The sequence below is a fragment of the Burkholderia torrens genome (assembly GCF_984668525.1).
Genome location: NZ_OZ480212.1, coordinates 1,576,205 through 1,602,317, shown reverse-complemented (window position 1 = coordinate 1,602,317; position 26,113 = coordinate 1,576,205). Strand labels below are relative to the sequence as shown.

Annotated in this window: 19 protein-coding genes; 17 read left to right on the top strand and 2 right to left on the bottom strand. The window is 68.4% G+C overall.

Features of this window, described 5'->3' with window-relative positions; genetic code table 11:
• Positions 1-65 precede the first annotated feature (65 nt).
• Positions 66-437: a DUF4430 domain-containing protein gene (locus tag AC5LXX_RS23425; protein WP_124447519.1), complete on the top strand. Its 372-nt coding sequence runs from the start codon at positions 66-68 to the stop codon at positions 435-437.
• Positions 438-494: 57 nt separating this feature from the next.
• Here the strand turns inward: AC5LXX_RS23425 and tagH are convergent, their stop codons facing one another.
• Together tagH and AC5LXX_RS23415 are read right to left on the bottom strand one after the other, a co-directional pair.
• On the bottom strand, positions 495-1,940 hold the full coding sequence (tagH, locus tag AC5LXX_RS23420) for a type VI secretion system-associated FHA domain protein TagH (RefSeq protein WP_493411139.1): 1,446 nt from the start codon (positions 1,938-1,940) through the stop codon (positions 495-497).
• A gap of 48 nt (positions 1,941-1,988) precedes the next feature.
• A complete protein-coding gene (locus AC5LXX_RS23415; RefSeq protein ID WP_493405543.1) occupies positions 1,989-2,375 on the bottom strand; it encodes a TssQ family T6SS-associated lipoprotein in 387 nt (128 codons plus the stop codon).
• Positions 2,376-3,005: 630 nt separating this feature from the next.
• Between AC5LXX_RS23415 and tssJ the strand changes: the two genes are divergently transcribed.
• The 16 genes from tssJ to AC5LXX_RS23335 all read left to right on the top strand — a co-directional run bounded on the left by tssJ (position 3,006) and on the right by AC5LXX_RS23335 (position 26,113).
• Positions 3,006-3,521, top strand: coding sequence for a type VI secretion system lipoprotein TssJ (gene tssJ, locus AC5LXX_RS23410; protein ID WP_124447515.1), 516 nt, complete (start codon positions 3,006-3,008; stop codon positions 3,519-3,521).
• Complete coding sequence (tssK, locus tag AC5LXX_RS23405; RefSeq protein WP_322082381.1) at positions 3,518-4,915, top strand: type VI secretion system baseplate subunit TssK; 1,398 nt, start codon at positions 3,518-3,520, stop codon at positions 4,913-4,915. Before tssJ ends, tssK begins: the two co-directional genes overlap by 4 nt.
• A 15-nt stretch (positions 4,916-4,930) precedes the next feature.
• Positions 4,931-6,247 (top strand): DotU family type VI secretion system protein, encoded by a 1,317-nt coding sequence (locus AC5LXX_RS23400; protein WP_493413376.1) that lies wholly within the window; start codon positions 4,931-4,933, stop codon positions 6,245-6,247.
• 1 nt (position 6,248) lies between these two features.
• Positions 6,249-9,875 (top strand): type VI secretion system membrane subunit TssM, encoded by a 3,627-nt coding sequence (gene tssM, locus AC5LXX_RS23395; protein WP_493413375.1) that lies wholly within the window; start codon positions 6,249-6,251, stop codon positions 9,873-9,875.
• Positions 9,857-10,555 (top strand): type VI secretion system-associated protein TagF, encoded by a 699-nt coding sequence (gene tagF, locus AC5LXX_RS23390; protein ID WP_493413374.1) that lies wholly within the window; start codon positions 9,857-9,859, stop codon positions 10,553-10,555. The genes tssM and tagF overlap by 19 nt, the downstream gene beginning before the upstream one ends.
• Positions 10,556-10,627: 72 nt before the next feature.
• Entirely contained in the window at positions 10,628-12,640 is a 2,013-nt protein-coding gene (locus AC5LXX_RS23385; RefSeq protein ID WP_493413373.1) for a serine/threonine protein kinase, read from the top strand.
• Positions 12,627-13,739, top strand: a complete 1,113-nt coding sequence (tssA, locus tag AC5LXX_RS23380; RefSeq protein ID WP_493413372.1) for a type VI secretion system protein TssA — start codon at positions 12,627-12,629, stop codon at positions 13,737-13,739. The genes AC5LXX_RS23385 and tssA overlap by 14 nt, the downstream gene beginning before the upstream one ends.
• Before the next feature lie 70 nt (positions 13,740-13,809).
• On the top strand, positions 13,810-14,355 hold the full coding sequence (gene tssB / locus AC5LXX_RS23375; protein WP_124447500.1) for a type VI secretion system contractile sheath small subunit: 546 nt from the start codon (positions 13,810-13,812) through the stop codon (positions 14,353-14,355).
• Positions 14,348-15,856, top strand: a complete 1,509-nt coding sequence (gene tssC, locus AC5LXX_RS23370; RefSeq protein WP_493413371.1) for a type VI secretion system contractile sheath large subunit — start codon at positions 14,348-14,350, stop codon at positions 15,854-15,856. Before tssB ends, tssC begins: the two co-directional genes overlap by 8 nt.
• A 71-nt stretch (positions 15,857-15,927) precedes the next feature.
• The gene (locus AC5LXX_RS23365; RefSeq protein WP_027791618.1) at positions 15,928-16,419 is read left to right on the top strand and encodes an Hcp family type VI secretion system effector; all 492 of its coding nucleotides are present in this window, start codon (positions 15,928-15,930) and stop codon (positions 16,417-16,419) included.
• A gap of 26 nt (positions 16,420-16,445) precedes the next feature.
• A complete protein-coding gene (tssE, locus tag AC5LXX_RS23360) occupies positions 16,446-16,994 on the top strand; it encodes a type VI secretion system baseplate subunit TssE (protein ID WP_493413370.1) in 549 nt (182 codons plus the stop codon).
• A 4-nt stretch (positions 16,995-16,998) separates the two neighbouring features.
• Positions 16,999-18,870: a type VI secretion system baseplate subunit TssF gene (tssF, locus tag AC5LXX_RS23355; protein WP_493413369.1), complete on the top strand. Its 1,872-nt coding sequence runs from the start codon at positions 16,999-17,001 to the stop codon at positions 18,868-18,870.
• On the top strand, positions 18,795-19,958 hold the full coding sequence (gene tssG, locus AC5LXX_RS23350) for a type VI secretion system baseplate subunit TssG (protein ID WP_493413368.1): 1,164 nt from the start codon (positions 18,795-18,797) through the stop codon (positions 19,956-19,958). The genes tssF and tssG overlap by 76 nt, the downstream gene beginning before the upstream one ends.
• 12 nt (positions 19,959-19,970) lie before the next feature.
• Entirely contained in the window at positions 19,971-22,631 is a 2,661-nt protein-coding gene (gene tssH, locus AC5LXX_RS23345) for a type VI secretion system ATPase TssH (protein WP_493413367.1), read from the top strand.
• Positions 22,628-24,832, top strand: a complete 2,205-nt coding sequence (locus tag AC5LXX_RS23340) for a type VI secretion system Vgr family protein (RefSeq protein WP_493413366.1) — start codon at positions 22,628-22,630, stop codon at positions 24,830-24,832. The genes tssH and AC5LXX_RS23340 overlap by 4 nt, the downstream gene beginning before the upstream one ends.
• A gap of 15 nt (positions 24,833-24,847) precedes the next feature.
• Complete coding sequence (locus tag AC5LXX_RS23335; RefSeq protein WP_493413365.1) at positions 24,848-26,113, top strand: hypothetical protein; 1,266 nt, start codon at positions 24,848-24,850, stop codon at positions 26,111-26,113.

The window sequence follows — 26,113 nt, the reverse complement described above, 5'->3', positions numbered from 1 at the left end:
TCGACGCACAACGCAAAACACAAAGCGGGAGCAGTTTGGTCAACCACCACTATGGGGATATCGTCATGGCCAATTCGGTAGCAAATCAATTCGTCGATTGGGGTTCCGAATATCACGCGCCACCCTGGCAAGCGAACGACAACATCGCAATTGCGCCCGGCGTGACGACCGTATTCGATCTCCTGACCGCCGACGGCGTGTCGCCCGCCCTCAACCCGCAATCGCAGGGATCGGGCGCAAGCCTGTTCGTGACGGCCCTGGGCGGCGTGCAGGCGAATCAGGGCGGAAACGGCTACTGGTGGGTGTATTTCGTCAACGGTAAGATGCCCGACGTCTCGTGCGCGGTCTACACGCTGCAACCCGGCGATAGCGTGGCCTGGGACTACAAGCACTACTCGAGCGGCCTGAAGCAGGCCGTTCATCCGCCGCTGGCCTGACGGCTGCGGGTGCGGCACCGGCGGGAAGGCGAATCGTCTTCCCGTGCATCCGCTTCGTCAATGCCGCCCGCTGCCGCGATAGCTTTCCACTTCCGCGTCGTACGCGGCCAGGAATGCCTTGCCGAACACCGACGCGAAATCGTCCTCGATCGCGAACACCGTATCGCGATGGGTCGCCGCGTAGCGATCCCACATCCTTGCCTTGTACAGCGCGGGCACGCGCTTCTCGTACCAGCGCATCGCGTCGTCGCGTTCGCGCAGCCGTTGCGGCGAAAAACGCGTGAGCAGGTCCATCAGCGCGGCGCGCATGCCGGCGACCATGCCGATCTGGTGCGCGTGCAGATCCTGGAACGCGTCGCTGACCGCGCTCTGCGGCGACATGAAGCCCGGCAGCGGCAGCCCGAACATCTGACGCAGCACCGCGCCGCCGTCCGGCAGCAGTTTCAGCGGGTTGTTCTCGCGATCGAGCAGCATCGTCATGTGCGCTTTCACCTCGCGCTTCAGGATGCTGCGCGACGACAGCAGTTCGACCGTGCCGTTCGCGAACAGCGCCAGCAGCTGGCCCGCGATGTACAGCTGTTCGGCCGACCACTGGTGCGATTCGGCGGCCGTATCGAGCCCCGCGCCTTCGAAGAACGCGTTCAGCAGCTCGTCGGGTGTCGGCGGCGCCGGCCTGGCACGCGCGGCCGGTGACGCCGGCTCGTCGGCCGGCCGTGTGTCGGCACGCGTGGCTGCCGGCTGAACGCGCACGTGCTGCGTCCACTCGGGCGCATGGTCGGCCTGCGTCGCGTGCGACGTGTCGCGATCCGCGTTGCCGTGCCCGGCCGGCGGCGCCGTGCTCGGCCCGCCGGGGTCGCCCGACGCATGCGCAAACAGATCCAGCGGATCGATCGACAACTGGTTCAGGTCGCGCTGCGACGGCGCGGGCGGCACGGCCCGGGCCGCGCGGTTCGCCGGCTGCGGCGCATCCGGGCGGGCGGGACTGCCGGGCCGTGCGGCGGCATCCGCCGCCTTGCCGCGTGGCGCGAGACGATCCTGGAGCAGCCCCCACAGCCGGTTGCCGGCGCCTTTCGGCAAAGGCGAGGGCGCCGCCGCGGCCGCCCCGGCCGTACCGCGCGTGTCGACAGGCGCACCGGTATCGGGGACCATGTCGATGACCGGCGTGTCGTCGTCGCCATCGCCGCCATCGTCGCGTTCGGCCCGCAACACGTACGGCCCGATGCGGATGATGTCGCCCGTATTGAGCGGACGCTCCTGCGCATAACCGACCGGTTCGCGGTTCACCTCGATCGTCGATACGCTGCTCAGGTTCTTCAGCAGGCAGGTGTCGTCGCCGACCTGCAGCAGGGCCTGCAAGCGCGAAATCTGCCGGGTGTCGTCGCGCAGCACCAGATGGTTGTCGGTCGCGCGGCCGATGGTGCCGCCCGGCGGATGAAACACGACGGCGTCGTAGGAGTCGTTTTCGACCGGCTCGCCGGCATGTTCGATCACGATCAGTTGCATGTCATACGTCGCTCGGTGGATGAAGCGCTCGCGTGGAAACCGGTTCGCTCAGGACGACGACGCATGCCTGCGGCGCGCGAATTCGAACGCGGGCCCCCAGATCGGATGCCCCTTCTCGGCGGGGGACAAGTCGAAGCGCGGGTTGAGGTCGAGAATCTTCGAGAACTCGGCGCGGCACGGCGCGATGCGGTTCGTCACGCAATAGCTGAACGCCAGGAGCTTGTGCGCGGCGACCTGCGTCTCGGTGTCGGCGCCGTCGATCTCCTTCGCGTGGCTCAAGAGCGCGATCGTGCGCCCGTAGTCGCCAGCGGCGTACGCGGCACGCGCGCTGTCGACCGTTGCATGCGCAGCCGACTGCGTCGGCGACGTGCTGCATCCGCCGGCCCCCAGCAGCAGCGCGCCAAGGAAAAGAACGATCGATGCACGTCCTTTCATTATTGAAATTAAGAATTCGCGTAATTGGAAGAGGGCTCGCAAGTGCTGTTGGATTCTAGTGCCAATCATCGACATCGATGGTGCTGTTACGTTTTGTTTCAAATGACCGATCCGATTCCATTTAAACCTGAAAATAGACTACGAATTTCAGTGCTTGTTAATCCAGAAAAACGATCTATAGTTCGCTGTGTTTTTCGGATTTGTCAGTTGTTTGGCCAGCGCTCGTCAATGCCGGAGAAAACGGGACATCCGTTCGGGCAACACGAATAGCCTGGCTCATCGTCAGCGCCGCACAGCCCTTGTCCGGTGGCCGGCCGGCTCGTACCCTCCGAGCCCATCCGAAAGACGTCGACGCAATAGAACCGGGCCGCCCAGGCGAACCGGCTGGATTAACTTTTCCGTCAAATGATTCACATCAATTCAATTGCCAATCATCCTGCCAAATCAAATTTCGAAAAACTCGAATGATTTGACCCGGCTTCAGACAAGAACAATTTGCCGACACCATTTTCAATGGATGGACATGCCAGTCACATAATTACCAGTCAATTAATTGTCCCTTTTTTAATCCGGTCAACCGGTTTCGCACTCGGAAACCGGCGCACGGCTATTGGGTGGCGAGGGTGGAATATGCAATGGCGGTCGAGCAGTTTCATCGTATGGGGATGCGCGTTGCTGCTGCCGGGGTGCGGCGCGACGGAGCACGCGGCCGCGGTGCCGTATGCGATCACGGTCGACGTGGCGCCCGACGTCAACCCCGACATGAATCGCAAGCCCTCACCGATCGTACTGAAGGTGTTCCAGCTTCGCGCGGCGTCGGGATTCGACAGCGCGGATTTCTTCTCGCTGCAGGACAAGCCCGAGAATGTGCTCGGCGCGGACCTGCTCGGCACCGACCGCGTGATCCTGCGGCCGGGCGAGTCGCGCACGCTGCACTATCGCGGCAATGTCGAGGCCGGCGCGATCGGCGTCGTTGCCGAATACCGGATGCTCGAAAGGAACCGCTGGCGGCTCACGGTACCGTTGCCGCGCGCGAAGCAGCTCAACCTGTACAAGTTCTGGCAGACGTCGCCGGGCGAGTTGAAGTTGTCGATCGCGGTCCGGAACGGCGGCGTCGCGCTGAACAATCCGCAGGGGCGACCATGACCGAACCGACGATGTCCGCGACGCCGGTTGCGGCGCTGCGCCAGCGCGTGGTGTGGACCGAAGGCATGTTCCTGCGCCCACAGCATTTCCAGCAGCTCGAACGGCACTGGGAACGCTACGTCGCGTTGCGCTGCCTGCCGCTGCAAGGCTTCTACTGGGGCTTCGACACGCTCGAGATCGATCGCGAGCAACTGGCGTTCGGCAAGGTCGCGCTGCGCGCCGCATCGGGCGTGATGCGCGACGGTACGCCGTTCGACCTGTCGCATCCGGACGATCTCCCCGAGCCGCTCGACGTACCGGGCGATGCGAAAGACCAGCTCGTCGTGCTTGCGCTGCCGCTGTGGCGCGGCGGGGGCGAGGAGGTGTCGTTCGGCGCAGGCGCCGCAAACGGCGGAAGCAGCGCGAGCGCCGACGCGGACGTCGCGCGCTATGTCGTGCGCGAATACGAAGTCGCCGACGCGAACGCGGTTGCGCTCGGCCCCGCGCTGCTGCAGACGGGCCGCCTGAACGTGCGGCTGATGCTCGAAGCCGAATTGACCGGCGACTGGCACGCGCTCGGCGTCGCGCGGATCGTCGAGCGGCGCACCGATGCACGGCTGCTGGTCGACGACGGCTACATTCCGCCGCGGCTCGTCGCGCAGCGCGATCCCGTGTTGCTCGCCTATGCACGCGAGCTGCACGGGCTGCTTGCGCAGCGCAGCGAGGCGCTTGGGGAACGGCTGTCGGAACCAGGGCGCGGCGGCGTGTCGGAAGTCGCGGATTTCCTGTTGCTGCAACTCGTGAACCGTTACCTCGCGCTGACCTGGCATGCGCAGCAGCATGTGGCGACGCATCCGGAAACGCTGTTCTGCGACTGGCTGAAACTCGCGTGCGACCTGAGCACGTTCACGGCTGCCGGCCGGCGCCCGCAGTCGCTCGCGGTCTACGTGCACGATGACCTGCGCACGAGCTTTGCCGAACTGATCGCGGAACTGCGGCGGTCGCTGTCGACGGTGCTCGAACAGAACGCGATCCAGATCGAGCTGCGCGATGCCGGCAACGGCATCCGCGTCGCGACGCTGGCCGATCCCGCGCTGCGCGACACGGCCGGCTTCGTGCTCGCGGTGCGCGCGGACGTGCCGGCCGACAGCCTGCGCACGCGCTTTCCCGCGCAGGCGAAGCTCGGGCCCGTCGAGCGGATCCGCGATCTGGTGCAGTTGCAGCTGCCGGGCATCACGATGCGCCAGTTGCCGGTCGCGCCACGCCAGATCCCGTATCACGCGGGCCATACGTACTTCGAGATCGACAAGGGCAGCGACCTGTGGAAGCAGTTGGCGCGTTCCGGCGGTCTCGCATTTCATTTCGCCGGCGAATTCCCCGGACTCTCGATGGAGTTCTGGGCGATACGCGGGTGACGCCGGGGCGACGCGATGAATTCTTCTTCCGATCCGATCTCCGCCGGTGCCGGCGGATTCGTGCCGCCGAATCCGGGCGGCATGCATCCGGCTGCCGCGTCGGGCACGGCCGGGCCGACGGCCACGCAGCCGCGGCCGGGCCGCTGGGCCGCGAGCGGCACGAACCCGCTCGTCGCGGCCGCGAACCCGCTGCTCAACCTGGTGCCGCAGATCCGCTCGACCGTCCACCATCCGAATCCGGCGTGGCTGCGCGAGCATCTCGTGGTCGAGATCCGGCAGTTCGAGGCACGCGCGCAGGCAGCCGGCGTGCCGTCCGAGGCGATCATCGGCGCGCGCTACTGCCTGTGCACGGCGCTCGACGAGGCGGCCGCTCTGACGCCGTGGGGCGGCAGCGTGTGGTCGTCGCACAGCCTGCTCGTGTCGTTCCACAACGAGACCTGGGGCGGCGAGAAGTTCTTCCACCTGCTCGAACGGCTGTCGCAGCAGCCGCGTCAGCATCTCGACCTGCTCGAGCTGCTGTATTTCTGTCTCGCGCTCGGCTTCGAGGGCCGCTATCGCGTGCTCGACAACGGCCATGCGCAGCTCGACGCGCTGCGCCACCAGCTCGCGCTCACGATCCGCTCGGTGCGCGGCGAATTCGAGCCCGCGCTGTCGCCGCACTGGCGCGACGTCGTCACGCGCGACGTCGCCCGCCGGTTCGTCGTGCCGCTGTGGGTGTGCGTGGCGCTCGCACTGCTGATCGGCTTCGGCCTGTTCGTCGGGCTGCGCATTGCGCTCGCCGGGCATTCCGACCGGCTGTTCGCGTCGATCGACGCGCTGCACGTGCCGAAGCTGCAGCCCGCGCAGGTGCCGCCGCGCCCGGCGCCGGCACCGCGGATCGCGAAATTCCTCGCGCCCGAGATCGCGGCCGGCCTCGTGTCGGTGCGCGACGATGCCGATCGCAGCGTGATCGTGCTGCGCGGCGACGGGCTGTTCAAGTCCGGCTCGACGTCGGTGATCGACCGTTACGCGCCGGTGCTCGCGCGCGTCGCCGATGCGCTGAACAAGGTGCCCGGCAACGTGCGCGTGACCGGCTATACCGATGACACGCCCGTGCATACGGCGCGCTTCGCGTCGAACTGGGACCTGTCGCGCGAACGCGCGGAAGCCGTGCGCACCATGATCGCCGCGCGGCTCGACCATCCGGAGCGGCTGGCGGCGGAAGGGCGCGGCACGCTCGATCCGGTCGCACCGAACGATTCGCCCGCGAACCGGGCACTGAACCGGCGCGTCGAGATCACGCTGCTGCCGGCACCCGGCAGTGTCTCCGGCGCGACGCAGGGGGCGAACTGAAATGAACCAGGCTGTCGCGCGTTTCGTCCGGCCCTTGCCGTCGCGGGAAATCTGGACCTTCGCCGGTCTCGTCATGCTCGCGTGCTTCGTGTGGCTCGCGGGCCCGCTGTTCGCGTTCGCCGAGGTCCGGCCGCTCGAAAGCGGCTGGGCGCGCGGGCTGACGATCGCGGTGCTGTTCATCGCGTGGGGCGCACGCGTCGCATGGCGCAGCTGGCGCGCCGGCCGCCTCAACGCGCAGTTGCTGAACCAGTTGCGCGAGGCCGCGCCGGGGCCGGCCACCGCCGACGATCCGGCAAAGGCGCAGCTCGACGAGCTGCGCAGCCGCTTCGACGAAGCCGCGACGCTGTTGAAGAAAGTCCGCTTCGGGCAAGCCGACACCGTGCGTCACGGCCTGCCGCGCTGGTTCGACCGGATGTCGCGCCAGTATCTGTACCAGTTGCCGTGGTACGTGTTCATCGGCGCGCCCGGTTCGGGCAAGACGACCGCGCTCGTCAATTCGGGGCTCAGCTTCCCGCTTGCCGAGCAGTTCGGCCGCGCGGCGATTCGCGGCGTGGGCGGCACGCGTCATTGCGACTGGTGGTTCACGAACGACGCGGTGCTGATCGACACGGCCGGCCGCTACACGACGCACGAAGGCAATCGCGCGCTCGACGAGGCCGAGTGGAAAGGCTTCGTCGAGCTGCTGAAGAAATACCGCACGCGCCAGCCGCTGAACGGCGCGATGCTGACGATCAGCGTCGCCGACCTGCTCGGCGCGTCGGAAGCCGAGCGCACGCAACACGCGATGGTGCTGCGCAAGCGGCTGCTCGAACTGCGCGCGCAGCTCGGCATCCGCTTTCCCGTCTACCTGCTCGTGACGAAGGCGGACCTGCTGGCCGGCTTCGCCGAATATTTCGGTGCATACGGCCGCGCGGAATGCGCGCAGGTGTGGGGCTTCACGTTCCCGCTCGCGCAGAGCGAGGCGCCGGGCTTCGACCTGCGCGCGGCGTTCGACCGCGAATACCGACTGCTGCACCAGCGGCTGAACGACGGGCTGCCCGAACTGCTCGCCGCGCAGACCGACGCGCGCCAGCGCGAGATGACGTACCTGCTGCCGCAGCAGATCGCCGACCTGCAGGACATGCTCGGCCAGTTCGTCGCCGAAGTGTTTTCGGTGTCGAGCTACGAGCCGATGCCGATGCTGCGCGGCGTCTACCTGACGAGCGGCACGCAGGAGGGCACCGCATTCGATCGCGTGATGAGCGGCATCAAGCGCTTCCTGAAGATAGAAGGCGTGCCGCCGGTCGCGCAGGTCGGGTCGACCGGGCGCAGCTTCTTCCTGAAGTCGCTGTTGCAGGAACACATCTTCCGCGAAGCCGCGCTCGCCGGCAGCGACCTGCGCTGGCACCAGAAGCGGCGCGTACTGCAGATCGCCGGCTACGTGCTGCTCGCGCTGGCCTGCGTGGCCGTGCTGGCCGCATGGCTGCGCAGCTATGCAAACAACCGTGCGTATCTCGACCAGATCGCCGCGCGCGTGCCGGCCGTCGATGCGCAGATCGCCGGCGCGAAATTCTCCGATGCGTCCGACATCGCACGGCTGCTGCCCGTGCTCGACGCGCTCGGCGGCCTCGCGAATGCGGGTGGCGTCGACCTGCAGCATCCGCCGCTCGCGTACCGGTGGGGGCTATTCCAGGGCGAGAAGATCGACGAGGCCGTCGACGCCGTGTACCGGCGCGCGCTCGAGGACGTGCTGCTGCCGATAGCCGCGAGCCGGATGGAAGCCGCGCTGCGCGACGCACGGCCCGACGAGACCGAATACGCGTATGCGGCGCTGAAGGCGTACCTGATGCTGTACGACAGCGCGCACTACGATCCCGCGTTCGTGCAGGCCGTCGTCGACCTCGAAATGGAACGCTCGCTGCCGCCCGATTTTTCGCCGGCCGAACGTTCGGCGCTGCGCGCGCATCTCGCCGCGCTGTTCGGGAGCCGCGTCGCCGTGTCGCCGTACCCGATGAACGAACGGCTCGTGGCCGACGTGCGCGACCGGCTGCGGCAGGTGCCGCTCTCGCAGCGGCTGTACCGGCAGCTCACGCGCACGCTGCGCCCGGCGACGGCGTCGTTCGACTTCAGCGTCGCGCGCGCGGTCGGCCCCGACGCGTCGCTGGTGTTCCGCCGCCAGAGCGGCAAGCCGCTGTCGGAAGGCGTGCCGGGCTTCTATACGCGCAACGGCTATCGAAACGTGTTCGCGCCGCGCCTGGCCGGCGAGGTCGAAGCGTACGGGCGCGAGGAAGTGTGGGTGCTGAACCTCGGCCTGTCCGAGATCCCCGGGCCGAACGACGCGGCCGCGTGGGTGCGCGACATCCGCCAGCTCTACCTGAACGACTACCTGAAGATCTGGGACGACTATCTCGCCGACATCAGGCTGCAGCGCACGGCGACGCTCGCGCAGAGCATCCAGGTCGCGCGCGCGCTGTCGTCGGCCGATTCGCCGCTCACGCGGCTGATGGTGGCGCTCGCGCGCGACACCGCGCTCGGCGACGCGCCGGGCGGCGCGCGCAATCTGGCAGCGCGTGCGCAGGACAAGGTCGACGAGGCGCGCAGCTCGCTGTCGCAGATCTTCGCGGGGCAGGCCAGCGACGCGAATCCGGCGACGGCGGCGCCCGCGAGCCCCGAGCAGGTGGTCGACAGCCATTTCGCCGGGTTGCGCGCGTTCGCGCCAGGCAGCGGCGACCAGGCGCAGGCATTCGACGCGGTGCTGAAGTCGATCGACGCGCTGTACACGTACCTGACGGCCACCGACGACGCGCTGAGAAGCGGCGCGCAACCGCCGCCGTCGGACGCCCCCGCACGGCTGCGCGCGCAGGCCGGCCGCCTGCCGACGCCGTTCCGTGAAGTGCTCGACGACCTGTCGAACGTCGCGAACGGCAGCGTCGCGACCGTCGAACAACGCAGCGTCGCGCAGCGTGCCGGCGCGAACGTCGGCGACTTCTGCCGGCAGGCGATCGCGGGCCGCTATCCGTTCGCGCGCGGAGCGTCGCGCGACGTCGCGCCGGCCGATTTCGCGCAGATGTTCGCGCCGGGCGGGCTGATGGACGACTTCTTCCAGAAGAACCTGCAGTCGATCGTCGATACGACCTCGCACCCGTGGCGCTTCGCGAACCGCAATGCGGACGCCGATCCGTCGGCCGCGGCGATGCTGGCGTCGTTCGAGAAGGCCGCGGTGATCCGCGACGTCTATTTCGGCGGCGGTGCGCGCACCGCGCAGTTGAAGGCGCAGATCCAGCCGCTCGAAATGGATCCGTCGATCACCGAGATGGTGCTCGACGTCGACGGACAGATCGTCCGCTACGCGCACGGCCCGCTCGTGCAGAGCGCGGTCGAGTGGCCGGGCCCGCGCGGCAGCAACCAGGTGCGGCTGCAGGTGTCGGGGCAGGCCGGCGCGACCGACGGCTTCTCGACCGACGGGCCGTGGGCGCTGCACCGGTTGTTCGACCGCGCGGCCGTGTCGGCCGGGCGCGGCTCGGACCAGATGATTGCGCGCTTCACGGTCGACGGCAAACCGATCGTGCTGCAGGTGAATGCGGGCAGTGTCCGCAACCCGTTCCGACTGCCCCAGATGGAGTCCTTTACATGCCCTCCGAAGCCATGAGCCCGACACCGCCGCTCGCGCGCGCCGACGGCGACGCGCCGGCCTGGTACGGGAAGATTCCCGGCGCCGGCGACTTCGTGAACAGCCGGTTGCCGCATGCGCTCGCGCTGTGGTGGGAACGCTGGCTCCAGCAAGGGATGGCTGCGATGCGCCAGCGCGGCACGGACGAGATCGAGCGCCACTACACGGTCGCGCCGGTCTGGAACTTCCTGATCCCCGCGGGTGCCGGCGCGTCGTGCGTGCAGTCGGGCTGCCTCGCGCCGAGCTGCGACCGCGTGGGGCGCTATTACCCGGTGATCGTCACGCTGCCGATGCGCGCGGCCGATTACCGGAACGGGCTGCCGGACACCGCCGACGCGTTCTACTGGCAGGTCGGCCATGCGTTGCTCGACGCGATCCGCCATGCGCGCGCGCCGGGCGATCTCGAGCAGACGCTCGAACGCGTGCGGCTCGCGCCCGACGTCGGCCGCGATGCGGCGGACCTCGTCGACGGCACGCCGGCAGCGCTGCCGGCACAGCCTGCGCCGGCCGCCTGGCCCGGGCTGTCCGGCTATTTCGATCCGCACGGCGGCACCAGCTTCTGGTGGACCAACCGCGCCGACGGATCGCCGTTGCGCACGCATGCGCATACGGGCACGCCCGACAACGCACTGTTCCTGACGCTGTTCGGCGGCAGTTAGCGGCGCGGGTGACGATCGGCGGGCCGCCACGCGCGGCAGGCGGAAAGGACGCGGTTTCGAGAGGTGGTGGACATGAAGGACGCTGGATCGAGAGACAACGAGCACGACACGGCGACACGCGGCGACGCATCCGAATTCACGGTGCGGCCGCTGCCGCTCGGCCATCGCCTCGGTGAACTGCAGCTCGACGAGGTGCTGGGCATTGGCGGTTTCGGCATCGTCTATCGCGCGTTCGACCGCACGTTGCGGCGCGCGGTCGCAATCAAGGAGTACATGCCGTCGATGCTCGCGACGCGCGGCGGCGACTATACGGTGTCGCTGCGTTCGGAGCGGTTCGCGCAGGCGTTCGACGCGGGGCGCGGCGCGTTCCTCAACGAGGCACGCCTGCTCGCGCAGTTCGATCATCCGGGGCTCGTCAAGGTCCTGCACTTCTGGGAAAGCCACGGCACCGCGTACATGGTGATGCCGTTCTACGAAGGCCGCACGCTCAAGCAGCTGCTCGACAGCGGGATGCGGATCAGCGAGACGCAGTTGCGCAACATCGTCGGCGCGCTGCTCGGCGCGCTCGACACGCTGCATCGCGCGCAGTGCTTCCATCGCGACGTCGCGCTCGACAACGTGCTGATCCGCCCGAACGGCAGCGCGATCCTGCTCGACTTCGGCGCGGCGCGCAAACGGATCGGCGATATGGTCGACGACGGCGCGATGATGATCAAGCCGGGCTACGCGCCGATCGAGCAGTACACCGACGATCCCGCGTTCAGCCAGGGGCCGTGGACCGACCTCTATGCGCTCGGCGCGGTGATGCACGCGATGATCACCGGCGAATTGCCGCCCGCGGCCGTCGTGCGCAGCATCAAGGACACCTACCGGCCGCTCGCGTCGCGCGAACTGCCGGCCGGCGAGGTGTACAGCCCGGCATTTCTCGCGGCGGTCGATCATGCGCTGCAGTTGCGGATACCGGAGCGGCCGGAATCGGTCGCGGCGTTCGCGGCGGAACTCGGGTTGCGCGACTTCGACCGGACGGGCAGCGCGTATGGCGCGGCAGTCGTGCCGCCGGTGGGCGATGCGGGCAAGGGCGGGGAAGGGCAGGCTACCGCGGCTCCCGGTACCGCGTCGTCGTCGGCGGCGTCGACGATCGGTGACGGCGGGACCGCTTCGGGCGGGGCCGGGTCGGATACGCGGGCTTCGCAACCCGCGCGCTCGAACAACGTGTCGACAACGGAGGAAACCGCCTCCGCTTCGCCCGCCGCGTCGTCCGCGTTGTCTGGAGGAGCAGCTCCGCCGACCGACACTCCTCATGCGGCGGCACCCGCCGGATCGCGCAACCGCCGCATGCCGGCCTATGTCGGCGCCGCAGTCGTTGCGCTGATCGCCGTCGGCCTCGCCGCGACCTATCTGTCGCGTCCGTCCCGCGTCGCTGACGACACCGCGCCCGCCGCGAGCCAGCCACTGGCCGGCACGTCACCGCCCGCAAGTACCGCGGAGCCTACGCTGGCCCAGCAGGGGCCGACACCGACCGTCGTGCCGCCCTCGAGCCTGCCGGCCGGATCGTCCGCGGATGTTCCGCCGCCACCTGTCGCCGCCGCGCCGGCCAGCGCGCCTGCCGTCGAAGCCGCCGTGCCGGCGCCGCAGGTCGCGACGACCGTCACGAACCCGCCCCCGGCGCGCGTCGGCGCCAGTTCGACCATCGCACCGGCCGGCAGCCTCGACGCGTCCGAACGCGTCGTCAACGTACCGCCGTCGGAAGCGGCCGCGACACCCGCAACAGCACCGACACAAGCGCCGAAGGCGCCGTCGGAAGCCGAGACGGCCGTCGCCGCCGTCAACGCGCCGACGGCCGAATCGCAACCGCGTCCGCCGAAGACGCAGGAAACCGTCCAGGTCCGTTTCAATGTGCGGCCGTGGGGCGACATCTACGTAAACGGCGCAAGGCGCGGCGCGAGCCCGCCGCTGCGTTCGGTGTCGCTGACGCCGGGCGTCTACGTGATCGAGATCCGCAACGGCTCGCTGCCGCCGTTGCATCGCACCGTCGCGATCGATTTCGGCAGCAAACCGGTCAACATCGACTATGCATTCGAATGACGTCAGCCAGGCGGCGCTGGCCGCCGCCGAATCTTCCGCGGCATCGCCCGGCGTGCCGGCGTCGCCGCGCGCCGACCTGATCGGCCGGCTGCTCGCGGACGTCGCACCCGATGCACCGTGCGGCGCGAACCTCGAATACGACGCCGAGTTCCTGCACCTGCAGGAGCGCGCGACGCCGCGCGCCGAGCAGCAGTACGGCGACACCGTGATCCCGGCCGAGGCGCCCGACTGGCGGACGGTCGAGCGGCTTGCGCTCGCACTGTCCGCCCGCACGAGGGACTTGCGCGTCGTCGCGTATCTCGCGCGCAGCTGGACCGAGCAGCACGGCATTCCCGGCTATGCGGACGCGCTCGCGGTCGTCGCGATGCTGCTCGAACACCGCTGGGACGACCTGCATCCGCGGCTCGATGCGGACGGCGAGCCGGACCCGACGCCGCGCATGAACGCGCTTGCCGACGTGGCCGGCGCGCACGACTGCGCACGCGCGGCGCGCCGCCAGCCGCTGTTCGACGGGGGCCCGAGCGTGCGCGACGCCGAACGGCTGCTCGACGGCCGTGACGAAACGGGCGCCGCCGCGACCGGCAGCCGCGAAAGCCTGATCGCCGCGCTATCGGCCGCACGCGACGACGGCACGATGCCGCTCGACGCTACACGCACTGCGTTGCAATCGCTCGATGCGATCCGCGCGTGCGTGGCGGGCAAGCTCGGCCGCGAATGGGCGCCCGACGAAGGCGATGCGGAAAAAGCGTTGCGGCGGATCGTGCAGGAAGTCCCGCTGCCCGAGCCGTCGCAGCACGTACCGGACGGCGCGACGCCCGCACGGCAGGCCACGCCCGGCAGCGCCGCAACCGCCGCACCGGCGGCCCCGCCGAACGCTCACGCGTGGCGCGACGCCGAATTCACGAGCCGCGACGACGTGCGCATCGGCCTCGACAAGATGTGCCGCTATTTCGAGCTGCACGAGCCGAGCCATCCTGCGCCGCTGCTGCTGCGGCGCGCCCAGCGGCTGCTCGCGCTCGACTTCTACGCCATCATCCGCGATCTCGCGCCGGAGAGCCTGCCGAAGCTGGACCTGCTGAGCGGCGAGCGGAGCGAATGAACCGTACGAAGGAAGCCGCCACGCGGGCGGCAACGACCTGCGCAACCTGATCGAAGTGAAGGAGTGGACGATGACGGACAGAACCAAGGCAGCGGGCAGCGGACAGAAGTTCATCGCGCGCAATCGGGCGCCGCGCGTGCAGATCGAGTACGACGTCGAGACCTACGGCGCCGAACGCAAGGTGCAGCTGCCGTTCGTGATGGGCGTGATTTCGGACCTGGCCGGCAAGCGCGCCGAGCCGCTGCCGGATTTGCCGGAGCGCAAGTTCCTCGAGATCGACGTCGACAACTTCGACGAGCGGATGAAGTCGGTCGCGCCGCGCGTCGCGTTCCAGGTGCCGAACACGCTGACGGGTGAAGGGATGCTCAACGTCGACATGACGTTCGAGCAGATCGACGATTTCTCGCCGGCCGCGATCGCGCGCAACGTCGACGCACTGCGCCGGCTGCTGGAGGCGCGCACCGAGCTGTCGAACCTGCTGTCGTACATGGACGGCAAGCACGGCGCCGAACAGCTGATCGAGCGCGCGATCAACGATCCCGACCTGCTGAAGACGCTCGTGCGCGAACCCGCGCAGGGCGGTGACGCGACCCAACCGGAGGCCCGCGATGAATGATCCCGTCCAGTCCCGCGCCGACGCGCGCCAGCCCGCGCAGCCGGCCGTCGCGCACGGTGAATTCGCGGCGCTGCTGCAGAAGGAATTCAAGCCGAAGACGGCCGAGGCGCGCGAGTCGGTCGAGCGCGCCGTGCGCACGCTCGCGCAGCAGGCGCTCGAACATACGGTCGGCATGACGAACGACGCGTACGGCAGCGTGAAGCAGATCATCGCCGAGATCGACCGCAAGCTGTCCGAGCAGATCAACCAGATCCTTCACCACAACGAATTCCAGACGCTCGAAGGCGCGTGGCGCGGGCTGCATTACCTCGTCACGCACACGGAGACCGACGAACTGCTGAAGATCAAGGCGCTGCCGGCATCACGCAACGAGGTCGCGCGGATGCTGAAACGCTACAAGGGCGTCGCGTGGGACCAGAGCCCGCTGTTCCGCAAGATCTACGAGGAGGAATACGGGCAGTTCGGCGGCGAGCCGTTCGGCTGCCTGGTCGGCGACTTCCATTTCAACCACAGCCCGCCGGACGTCGAGATGCTCGGCGAGCTGTCGAAGATCGCGGCGGCCGCCCATGCGCCATTCATCGCCGGCGCGTCGCCCGAGTTGATGCAGATGGATTCGTGGCAGGAGCTGTCGAACCCGCGCGACCTGACGAAGATCTTCCAGAACACCGAATACGCGGCGTGGCGCAGCTTGCGGCAATCGGAGGACTCGCGCTACGTCGGCCTCGCGATGCCGCGCTTTCTCGCGCGGCTGCCGTATGGCGCACGCACCAACCCGGTCGACGAATTCGACTTCGAGGAAGACACCGACGCCGCGAACCACGACCGCTACACGTGGGCGAATTCGGCGTACGCGATGGCTGCGAACATCAACCGCTCGTTCAAGCAGTACGGCTGGTGCTCGTCGATCCGCGGCGTCGAATCGGGCGGAGCCGTCGAAGGGCTGCCGAGCCACACGTTCCCGACCGACGATGGCGGCGTCGACCAGAAATGCCCGACCGAGATCGCGATCAGCGACCGCCGCGAGGCCGAGCTCGCGAAGAACGGCTTCATGCCGTTCGTCCACCGGAAGAACTCCGATTTCGCGGCGTTCATCGGCGCGCAGTCGCTGTACCAGCCGACCGAGTATCACGACCCCGACGCGACCGCGAACGCGCGGCTGTCCGGCCGCCTGCCGTACCTGTTCGCGTGCTGCCGCTTCGCGCATTACCTGAAGTGCATCGTGCGCGACAAGATCGGCTCGTTCCGCGAACGCGACGACATGGAGCGCTGGCTGAACGACTGGATCATGAACTACGTCGACGGCGACCCCGTGAACTCGTCGCAGGAAACCAAGGCGCGCAAGCCGCTCGCGGCCGCGCAGGTGGTTGTCGACGAGGTCGAGGACAACCCCGGCTACTACACGTCGAAATTCTTCCTGCGGCCGCACTACCAGCTCGAAGGGCTCACCGTGTCGCTGCGGCTCATCTCGCGCCTGCCGACCGCGAAGGCGGCGAACGAGTGAGCGGCGCAGCGGGCAACGATCGGTATTCAACGCGGCATTCATCCTGACATCGCACTGAAACGGAGACGGCAATGGGCGTGGCAATGTTTATGAAGGTGGACGGCGTGACCGGCGAATCGGCGGACGCGCAGCACAAGGGCTGGACCGACATCCAGTCGTTCACGTGGGGCGCGAGCCAGCCGGGCGCGATGGCGAGCGGCAGCGGCGGCAACGCGGGCAAGGCGAGCTTCAACGATCTCGTCGTCGCCGCGTACATGGATAAGGGCGCGCCCGCGATCATCAAGAACTGCGCGAACGGCAAGCATCTGTCGTCGGTCGAGATATCCGCGTGCAAGACCGGCGGCACGCAGGTCGAGTTCATGCGCGTGACGCTGCAGGAGGTGCTCGTCACGTCCGCGCAGGTCGCGGGTATCGATCCGGGCGACGTCGCCGACCGGCTGATGATGCATTACGGCTTCCAGGCCGCGAAGGTGAAGAAGCAGTACTGGCAGCAGAACGACAACGGCGGCAAGGGCGCCGAGGTGACGGTCGGCTGGAACATCAAGGAAAACACCGAGATGTAACGGTACAAGCAGGCACGGAGACGACCATGGACGACCCGCGAACCCGCGACGGCCGCGAGGGCAACCTGCGCGACCGGCTGCAGCCGGCGTTGCTCGACCGGCTCACCGACGACGCACCGCAGCGCGCCGCCGAAGCACCCGGCGCGCAATGGATCGGCACCGAACGCCTGCGTGCAGCCGTGCTGCGCGATCTCGCGTGGCTGCTCAACACGCGCAATGGCGAGGACGGCTTCGTCGACTGGTCGGCGTTCGCGCACGCACAGGCGTCGGTGCTCAACTACGGGATGCGGCCGCTCGTCGGCAAGCCGATGTCGGGCGTCGAGCGGATGTCGGTCGAGGCGTCGATCCGCGATGCGATCGTCCGCTTCGAGCCGCGCATCGCGCCCGACAGCATCGATGTCCGCAGCGTGACCGACGCGCCCGGCGGCCGCGCCGGCGAACGGCGCCACAACGTGCTGCTGTTCGAGATCCGCGGCACGCTGTGGTCGATTCCGCATCCGCTCGAATTCGTGCTGAGCTCCGACCTCGATCTCGAGACGGGCGCGATGTCGCTGCAATCGGCGTCGGGAGGCTGACGCGATGGATACGCGCCTGCTCGACTACTACAACCGCGAACTCGCGTACCTGCGCGAGCTTGGCGGCGAATTCGCGCAGCAGTTCCCGAAGGTCGCCGCGCGGCTGCGATTGAATGAATCGGGGCCGCCCGACCCGTACGTCGAGCGGCTGCTCGAAGGCTTCAGTTTCCTCACGGCGCGCGTGCAGCTGAAGATGGACGCCGAATTCCCGCGCTTCACGCAGGCGCTGCTCGATGCCGTGTATCCCGGCTATATCGCGCCGTTGCCGTCGATGGCAATCGTGCGCTTCGCGCCGATGCTGAACGAAGGCAGCCTCGCGCAGGGCTGGCGGCTGCCGGCCGGCACCGCGCTGCGCGCACGGCCGGTTGCGTCCGAGCAGACCGCGTGCGAATTCCGCACCGCGCACGACCTGACGCTGTGGCCGCTCGAACTGACCGATGCGACCGTCACCGGCGCGCCGTCGTGGCTGCCGCGCGGCGCCGTCGCCGCCCGCCAGGACGTGCGCGGTGCGCTGCGCATCCGGCTGAAGGCGCGCGGTGGCACGAAGCTGTCGCAACTGCCGCTCGACCGGCTGACGTTCCATCTCGCGGGCCCCGAGCGCGATGCGCTGCATCTGCTCGAACTGATCGCCGCGCATGCGCTCGGCGTCGTGTGCCACGACCCGGGGCAGCCGCCGCGCTGGCTGCACACGCTCGACGCCGATGCGATCGTCCACGAAGGTTTCGATCCGGCGCAGGCGATCCTGCCCGACGACGGCCGCAGCTTCCACGGCTACCGGCTGCTGCGCGAGTATTTCGCGTTTCCGGCGCGCTTCCTGTTCTTCAGCATCGGCGGGCTGCGCGCCGCACTCGCGCGTGCGACCGGCGACGCGTGCGAGCTGACCGTGCTGTTCGACCGGCACGACGCTGCGCTCGAAGCGGCCGTCGATGCGCGCCATCTCGCGCTGAACTGCACGCCGGCCGTGAACCTATTCGCGCGCCGCGCCGACCGCATTCCGCTGCAGCCGGGCGCACGCGAACACCATGTCGTCGTCGACCGCAGCCGGCCGCTCGACTACGAGGTCTATGCGGTGCAACGGCTCGCGAGCGAACAGCGCGACGACGGCCAGTCGCGCGAATTCCGGCCGTTTCACGCGTCGTTCTCCGGCGACGACGGCAATTACGGCGCGTATTACACCGTGCGGCGCGAGCCGCGGCTGGTGTCCGCACAGGCACGCTCGAACGGCACGCGCACCGGCTACGTCGGCAGCGAAACCTACGTGTCGCTCGTCGACAGCCAGTGCGCGCCGTACGACGAGACGATGCGCTACCTGTCCGCCGACACGCTGTGCACGAACCGCGATCTCGTGCTGCTGCAGCCGCCCGGCGACGCGAACACGTTCACGCTGCGCGTGTCGGCGCCGGTCGAGCGAGTCGTCGCGATCCGCGGCCCGTCGCGGCCGCGCCCGCCGATCGCCGATGCGCAAACTGCATGGCGCCTGATCCGCCATCTCGGGCTCGCGCGCCACACGCTGACCGATCTCGACGACGACGAGGGCGCGCATGCGCTGCGCGAACTGCTCGGCCTGCATGCCGACCCGGCCGACGCCGCGATGCGCCGGCAGATCGACGGCGTGCAGCGCGTCGCGTTCTCGCCGGTGTTCCGCCGGCTGTCGGCATCCGGGCCGTTGATGTTCGGGCGCGGCGTGCAGGTCGACGTGACCGTCGACGACCATGCATTTTCCGGCGACAGCCCGTTCCTGCTCGGCGCGGTGCTCGAACAGTTCTTCGCGCGGCATGTCTCGATCAACGCGTTCGCCGAATGCGTGCTGACCAGCACGCAGCGCGGCACGCTCGCGCGCTGGCCGGCGCGTATCGGCAGGCGGCCGGCCATATGAAGCGCGAACCGTCATCCGGTATCCAGCCGGCCGCCGAAGCCGCGCGCCGCGACGCGTGGTGGGCGCGGCTGCGTGCGGCGCCGCACGGCTACGACCTGTTCCAGGCGCTGCGCTGGCTCGACGCGCTGTCGCCCGGGCGCCCGCCACTCGGGCGCGCCACCCGGCCGCGCGACGAGCCGGTGCGGCTCGGGCAGCAGCCGTCGCTCGCGTTCGCCGCGTCGATGCTGGCTGGCGTCCACGACGACGGCGGCGCCGTGCCGCCGCGCATCGCGATCCACGGGTTCGGGCTGTTCGGCCCGAACGGGCCGCTGCCGACGCACCTGACCGAATACGCACACGAACGCGCGGCGCAGCACGACGACCCGACATTTGCCGCATTCGCGGACCTGTTTCATCACCGGCTGATCCTGTTGTTCTATCGCGCATGGGCCGACGTACAGCCGACGGTGAGCCTCGATCGGCCCGGACGCGCACGATTCGACGGCTATGTCGCGAGCCTGATCGGGCGGGCCGCGCATGGCGACCAGTCGAACGCACCGGCCGACGCCGACACGCTCGCGCCGCATGCGCGCTATTTCCATGCGGGTCATCTCGTGCGGCACACGCGCAACCCGGAAGGCCTCGTGCAGATCCTGCGCCGGCACTTCGGCGTCGACGCGCGCATCGTCGAGCACGTGCCGCAGTGGGTCGCGATCGAGCGCTCGCAGCGCTGCACGATCCGCGCGACACGGCCAACGTTGCGCGTCGGTGCCGTCGCGCTCGGCATCGCGGTGCGCGACGCGCAGTCGCGGTTCCGGATCGTGCTCGGCCCGCTGTCGCTCGACGCATACCGCCGCTTCCTGCCGGGTGGTCCGCACGCACGCCAGCTCGCGCAATGGGTGCGCGAATACGTCGGCATCGAATTCGACTGGGACGTGCAACTCGAACTGGCGGCCGACGCGGTGCCGGCGCTCGCACTCGGCGAGCCGCAGGGCATCGGCCGTACCGCGTGGCTCGGGCAGCGGCTCGAACCGGGCCCGGCCCGCGACCTCGTCGTCCGCTACGACGTGCGGCGCGGCGGCACGCCCCTTCATCGCGAAACCGCCTAACCGGGAACCGTCATGTCCGATATCGGCCGCGTCAACCTGTTCGGAAAACTGAATCCGTTCCTCTACGAGACGCTCGAGCAGGCGACCGGGTTCTGCCGGCTGCGCGGCAATCCGTACGTTGAACTCGCGCACTGGTTCAAGCAGATGCTGCAGCGGCCCGACGGCGACCTGCAGCGCGTGCTGCGACGCTTCGAGATCGACGAGGCCGCGATCGACCGCGGGCTCGTCGCCGCGCTCGACAAGCTGCCGCGCGGCGCGGGATCGGTGTCGGACCTGTCGGCGCACATCGACGACGCGGTCGAGCGCGCGTGGGTCTATGCGACGCTGAAATACGACGCGACGCGGATTCGCGGCGCGGTGCTGCTGCTCGCGATACTGAAGACACCGCAGTTGCGCAACGTGCTCGTGGCGATCACGCGCGAATTCGAGCGAATCGTGCCCGACGTGCTCGCCGACGCGCTCGAATCGATCGTCGACGGGTCGCCGGAGGCGCAGCCGGCCGGGCAGGCTGCGCAGAGCGGCGACACGGCGATGCGCGGCGCGACCACCGCTGCCGACGGCTCCGCACTCGCACGCTTCGCCGTCGACCTGACCGCCCGTGCGCGTGCCGGCGAGATCGATCCGGTGATCGGGCGCGATCCGGAGATCCGCCAGATCGTCGACATCCTGCTGCGGCGCCGGCAGAACAACCCGTTGCTGGTCGGCGAGGCCGGCGTCGGCAAGACGGCCGTCGCGGAAGGCTTCGCGCTGCGGATCGCCGCCGGCGACGTGCCGCCGTCGCTGCGCGACGTCGCGCTGTACCTGCTCGACATCGGGCTGCTGCAGGCCGGCGCGAGCGTGAAGGGCGAGTTCGAGAGCCGGTTGCGCGGCGTGATCGACGAAGCGATGTCGTCCGAGCGGCCGGCGATCCTGTTCATCGACGAAGTGCATACGCTCGTCGGCGCAGGCGGCGCAGCCGGCACCGGCGACGCCGCGAACCTGCTGAAACCGGCGCTTGCGCGCGGCCTGCTGCGCACGATCGGCGCGACCACGTGGTCCGAGTACAAGCAGTACATCGAGAAGGATCCCGCACTGACGCGGCGGTTCCAGCTCGTCCACGTGCACGAACCCGAAGAAGCGGCCGCGCTGACGATACTGCGCGGCCTGGCTGCAAAACTCGAGGCCCATCACCGCGTGCTCGTGCTCGACGACGCACTGCAGGCTGCAGTGACGCTGTCGCACCGGTATATTCCCGCCCGCCAGTTGCCGGACAAGGCGATCAGCCTGCTCGACACGGCCTGCGCGCGCGTCGCCGTCAGCCAGCATGCGGTGCCGGCACCGGTCGAGGACGCACGACGCCGCATCGACGGCCTGCGCGTCGAGCAGGAACGGATCGGGCGCGAGTGTGCGCTCGGTACCGGCGATGCCACACGGCGCGATGCGATCGACACCGAGATTTCGGCTGCACGGGCGGAACTCGACCGGCTCGACACACGCTGGCAAACCGAACGAGCCGCGCTGGCGGCGGTCGTCGCATCGCGTGCCGTGTTGCTCGACGACGATCCGTCCCACGCGCTCGATGCAGACGCCCGTACCGCCGCGCAGGCGCGTCTCGCCGCCGCCCAGCAGGCGCTGGCCAACCTGCAGGGCGATGCGCCGCTCGTGCTGCCCGCCGTCGACATGCACGCCGTGGCGGCCGTTGTCGCCGACTGGACCGGCATTCCGCTCGGCCGGATGGTGCGCGACGAGACGCAGGCCGTTCTGAAGCTTGCCGATACGCTCGGCGAACGCGTCGTCGGCCAGCGGCATGCGGTCGAACTGATCGCCGAACGCATCCAGACCGCACGCGCGAAGCTCGACGATCCGGCGAAGCCGCATGGCGTGTTCCTGCTGTGCGGCCCGTCCGGCGTCGGCAAGACAGAGACCGCGCTTGCGCTCGCCGACACGCTGTACGGCGGCGAGCACAACGCGATCACGATCAACATGAGCGAGTTCCAGGAGGCGCATACCGTGTCGACGCTGAAGGGCGCACCGCCCGGCTATGTCGGCTACGGGCAGGGCGGGGTGCTGACCGAGGCCGTGCGCCGGCGGCCGTATAGCGTCGTGCTGCTCGACGAGATCGAGAAGGCCCATCGCGACGTCCACGAGATCTTCTTCCAGGTGTTCGACAAGGGCTGGATGGAGGACGGCGAGGGGCGCGACATCGATTTCCGGCACACCGTGATCCTGCTGACGTCGAACGTCGGCGCCGATCGCGTGATGGCGCTATGCCGCGACCCCGAGCGCCTGCCCGACGCGCAAACGCTCGCCGATGCGCTGCGCGCGCCGCTGCTCGACGTGTTTCCGGCCGCGCTGCTCGGGCGGCTCACCGTCGTGCCGTATTACCCGCTCACCGACGCGACGCTCGCACGGATCGTCGCACTGCAGTTGCGGCGCATCGAGAAGCGGATCGACACGCATCACGGCATCCGGCTGCACTGCACCGACACGGCGACTGCGCTGATCGTCGAACGCTGCCGGACCATCGAATCCGGCGGCCGCCTGGTCGACGCGATCCTCACCCATACCGTGATGCCGCGCATCAGCCGCGCGATCCTGCAGGCCATGCTCGAAGGGCGTGTGCTGGCCTCGATCGAGGTGAGCGCGGCCGACGGCGAATTTGCCTACCGGTTCGACGAGGAGGCCACGACGTGAATCGCGTATTCACCCTCGACAGCCCGCACGGCGACGACCTGAAATTCCACACGCTCGACGGCAGCGACGAACTCGGCCGGCTGTTCGAATTCCGGATCGAGGCGCTGGCCGACAGCCATAGCCTGTCGCTGAAGGACATGCTCGGCAAGCCCGTGACGGTGCGCATCGAGCAGCAGGACCAGTCGACACGCCACCTGAACGGCATCGTTGCCCGCGCATCGCTCGCCGGCCGCCGCGCGGAGCGGTATTACGGCTACGAGTTGATCGTGCGCCCATGGCTGTGGCTCGCGACGCGACGCTCCGATTGCAGGATCTTCCAGCACAAGACCGTGCCCGAGATCGTGCAGGAAGTGCTGTCGACGTACGGCTTTCCGATCGAGAACCATCTCGCGGAAACGTACGCGCCGCGCGAGTATTGCGTGCAGTACAACGAGACCGATGCCGCGTTCGTGTCGCGGCTGATGGAGTTCGAGGGCATCTATTACTGGTTCCGGCATGCGGAGGACACGCATACGCTGATGCTCGGCGACGCGATGTCGTCGCATACCGCGCTGCCAGGCTACGAGACGATTCCGTACATAGCGCGCGACCGCACCGCGATCGCGGACGAGGAGCATATCGACGGCTGGCTGCCCGCGCAGGAGGTCAGCGTCGGCAAGCACCAGACCACCGACTACGACTATACGAAGCCGCGCGCCGATCTTTCGGCGCAGAAGGTCGATCCGCGTGGTCACGATCACGACAGCTTTGCGTCGTTCGAATGGCCGGGCGGCTATCGCGACGATGCGCCCGGTGCCCATTACAGCCGCGTGAGGCTCGAGGAACAGCAGGCGGAACACGAGCGAGCCAGTGCGGATACCGACGTGCGCGGTGCCGCGCCGGGTTACCTGTTCACGCTCGCGCATTGCCCGCGAGCGGACCAGAACCGCGAGTACCTGATCGTGCGGTGCCAGTACCGGTTTCAGGAGAACGCGTATGCGAGCGACCAAGGTGCGGAGGCCGTCGTGCATCAGACGATGATGCTCGTGCAGCCGTCGAGCCTGCCTTACCGGTCGCCGCGCGATACGCCGCGACCTCGCACCAACGGCCCGCAGACGGCGACCGTCGTCGGGCCGCCGGGCGAGGAAATCTGGACCGATCAGTATGGGCGCGTGAAGCTGCAGTTTCGCTGGGACCGGTACGGGCAGAGCAATCAGGATTCGTCGTGCTGGGTGCGGGTGTCGAGTCCCTGGGCCGGTGGTGGATTCGGCGGTGTGCAGATTCCGCGGGTGGGTGATGAAGTCGTCGTCGATTTCCTGAACGGCGATCCGGATGAGCCGATCGTCACCGGGCGGGTTTTCAACGGCGAGAAGATGCCGCCGTGGGGACTGCCGGGGAGTGCGACGCAGAGCGGGCTGCTGTCGAGGTCGTCGCCGGGCGGGACGACCGACCATGCGAACGCGTTCCGGTTCGAGGACAAGAAGGGCGCCGAGCAGCTGTGGATGCATGCGGAGCGGAACTTCGATGCGGAGACAGAGGCCGATCACACGCTTTCCGTTGGGAACAACCATACGCATACGGTCGGGAACGACGAAACGATGCAGGTCAAGAACAACCGGCAACGCAGTGTGGGGCAGAACGAGACGGTCAATATCGGGCAGAACCGGGTCGCGCAGATTGGGGCGAACGAGACGCATGGGGTGACGGGGAATCGCACGCGGACCGTTGGGCAGAACGAATCCGTGACGATCGCCGCCAATCGCGATGCGACCATCGGTGGCGTGCACAACGAGACGGTCGCGAAAGCCAAGACCGAAACGATCGGTGAAGGCAAGACGCTGAGCGTGGGGCAGCTTTATCACACGACATCACAGGACATGAAGACGCAGGTCGCGTCCACGCATACCGAAGAAATCGGTGCGCGCACCTCGACGATCGCAAACGCGCATACGCACACGGTCGGCGGCGAACACACCGTCAACGTCGGCGCGAACCATACGACGAACGTGCAGCATCAGGTGGTCGTCAACGCGGGCGACCAGCTTTCGCTCGTCTGCGGGATGTCGAGCATCGTGATGAAGAGCGACGGCACGATCACGATCCAGGGCGTCAATGTCGCGTCGACCGGCACGGACACCCATCGCGTGAACGGCAAGACGGTGACGTCGTCGGCGACCGCCGAGCACACGGTCGAAGGCGCCGTCCTGAAACTGAATCCGTGACGGAGGTCCGCACGCATGCAGAACTGGCAGCCGACCAATCCGATAGAGCGCAGGTTCATGGATGCGCATTCGGACTGGATGAGTTTCGCGAAAGAGCGGGACGCGCGATTGATGATCTGGCAGACCGACGAGACGGATGCGGAGCTCGTGCGGCTCTATTTCCAGGTTCAGGACGAGACGTCGTGTGCGGTCAGGACGATGCGCGCGTCGTTCGTCAATGAAGCCGGTTATGCAAGAGCGTTGACGGATGAACTCATCGCCTTCTACGACAGTCGGCGAGAGGGGTCCGCTGCGCAGGGCGTACGGGCGGACTGGCAGCCGCCGCACGACGACGGCAAGAATTCGATGCTGTATCTGTTCGCGGTTGCCGACAGCCTGATGCAGCACCACCCCGATATTTTTCCGGCGATGGTATTCGTGCTGGAGCCGGTGAAATTGCGGGATGACGCGGCGTGGGTACGGTGGATGGACGATTTGCTGTCGATCATCGCGGTCGCGCCGCAGCTTGCCGAGCGTGTGCGCTTCGTCGTGCCGCGTATCGATATCGCGCCGTTTGCGGCGTTGATGCATCGGCATCGCGCCGCGGTGCGCGTCGTGCACGGCAAGTATTCGATGGCGAGCGTGCCACGAGAGTTACTGGCGGAATCGGGCGAGCGCGGGCCGAGCGGCGAGTTTCGACGGCATTTCGTGATGCTGACCGAGATGATCGAAGGCGGTAGTCCTGCTCGGCTGGAGGAACTGCGCGCGGCGGCGCTGAAGGTCGCGGAGCGCGAGCAGTGGTTCGATCAATGCGTGGTCGTGCATTTGATTGCGGGGGCCGCGTATCTGAAATGGCGTGATCGTGAGAGGGCGATCAATGCGTATCGGAGCGCGGCCAGCAGCGGCACGCGTGCGGTTGAAGCCGGACATCCGGCGGGGCACAAGCTCGTGGCGAACGGGTTGTTCGGCGAGGCGAGCGTGCATTTGACGCACAAGGATTATGCACACTCGGCGTATTGCTACGAGCGCGCGGTGGCGTCGACCACGGCGGCGAAGGACGGGCTGATGACGGTCGAGGCCTGGCGGATGAGCGCGGTGTGCTGGGAGCGGGCAGGGGAGCGCGAGCACGCGCTGGAGGCCGGGTTCAATGCGCTCGATGCGGGGTTGATGATTGACGAGCCGATGCGGGCGAACAGCAGTCTGCCGACGGTTGTCGAGTGGATGGTGTCGCAGCTGGGCACGCAGGACCGACGGCGCAACGCGTTGAGCGAGAAGGTCGCGGCGTTGCGTGGCGGGCGTTGA

Coding starts and splice junctions, on each gene's coding strand:
- AC5LXX_RS23425 (WP_124447519.1), top strand. CDS start 66: ATGGCCAATTCGGTAGCAAATCAATTCGTCGATTGGGGTTCCGAATAT.
- tagH (WP_493411139.1), bottom strand. CDS start 1,940: ATGCAACTGATCGTGATCGAACATGCCGGCGAGCCGGTCGAAAACGAC.
- AC5LXX_RS23415 (WP_493405543.1), bottom strand. CDS start 2,375: ATGAAAGGACGTGCATCGATCGTTCTTTTCCTTGGCGCGCTGCTGCTG.
- tssJ (WP_124447515.1), top strand. CDS start 3,006: ATGCAATGGCGGTCGAGCAGTTTCATCGTATGGGGATGCGCGTTGCTG.
- tssK (WP_322082381.1), top strand. CDS start 3,518: ATGACCGAACCGACGATGTCCGCGACGCCGGTTGCGGCGCTGCGCCAG.
- AC5LXX_RS23400 (WP_493413376.1), top strand. CDS start 4,931: ATGAATTCTTCTTCCGATCCGATCTCCGCCGGTGCCGGCGGATTCGTG.
- tssM (WP_493413375.1), top strand. CDS start 6,249: ATGAACCAGGCTGTCGCGCGTTTCGTCCGGCCCTTGCCGTCGCGGGAA.
- tagF (WP_493413374.1), top strand. CDS start 9,857: ATGCCCTCCGAAGCCATGAGCCCGACACCGCCGCTCGCGCGCGCCGAC.
- AC5LXX_RS23385 (WP_493413373.1), top strand. CDS start 10,628: ATGAAGGACGCTGGATCGAGAGACAACGAGCACGACACGGCGACACGC.
- tssA (WP_493413372.1), top strand. CDS start 12,627: ATGCATTCGAATGACGTCAGCCAGGCGGCGCTGGCCGCCGCCGAATCT.
- tssB (WP_124447500.1), top strand. CDS start 13,810: ATGACGGACAGAACCAAGGCAGCGGGCAGCGGACAGAAGTTCATCGCG.
- tssC (WP_493413371.1), top strand. CDS start 14,348: ATGAATGATCCCGTCCAGTCCCGCGCCGACGCGCGCCAGCCCGCGCAG.
- AC5LXX_RS23365 (WP_027791618.1), top strand. CDS start 15,928: ATGGGCGTGGCAATGTTTATGAAGGTGGACGGCGTGACCGGCGAATCG.
- tssE (WP_493413370.1), top strand. CDS start 16,446: ATGGACGACCCGCGAACCCGCGACGGCCGCGAGGGCAACCTGCGCGAC.
- tssF (WP_493413369.1), top strand. CDS start 16,999: ATGGATACGCGCCTGCTCGACTACTACAACCGCGAACTCGCGTACCTG.
- tssG (WP_493413368.1), top strand. CDS start 18,795: ATGCGTGCTGACCAGCACGCAGCGCGGCACGCTCGCGCGCTGGCCGGC.
- tssH (WP_493413367.1), top strand. CDS start 19,971: ATGTCCGATATCGGCCGCGTCAACCTGTTCGGAAAACTGAATCCGTTC.
- AC5LXX_RS23335 (WP_493413365.1), top strand. CDS start 24,848: ATGCAGAACTGGCAGCCGACCAATCCGATAGAGCGCAGGTTCATGGAT.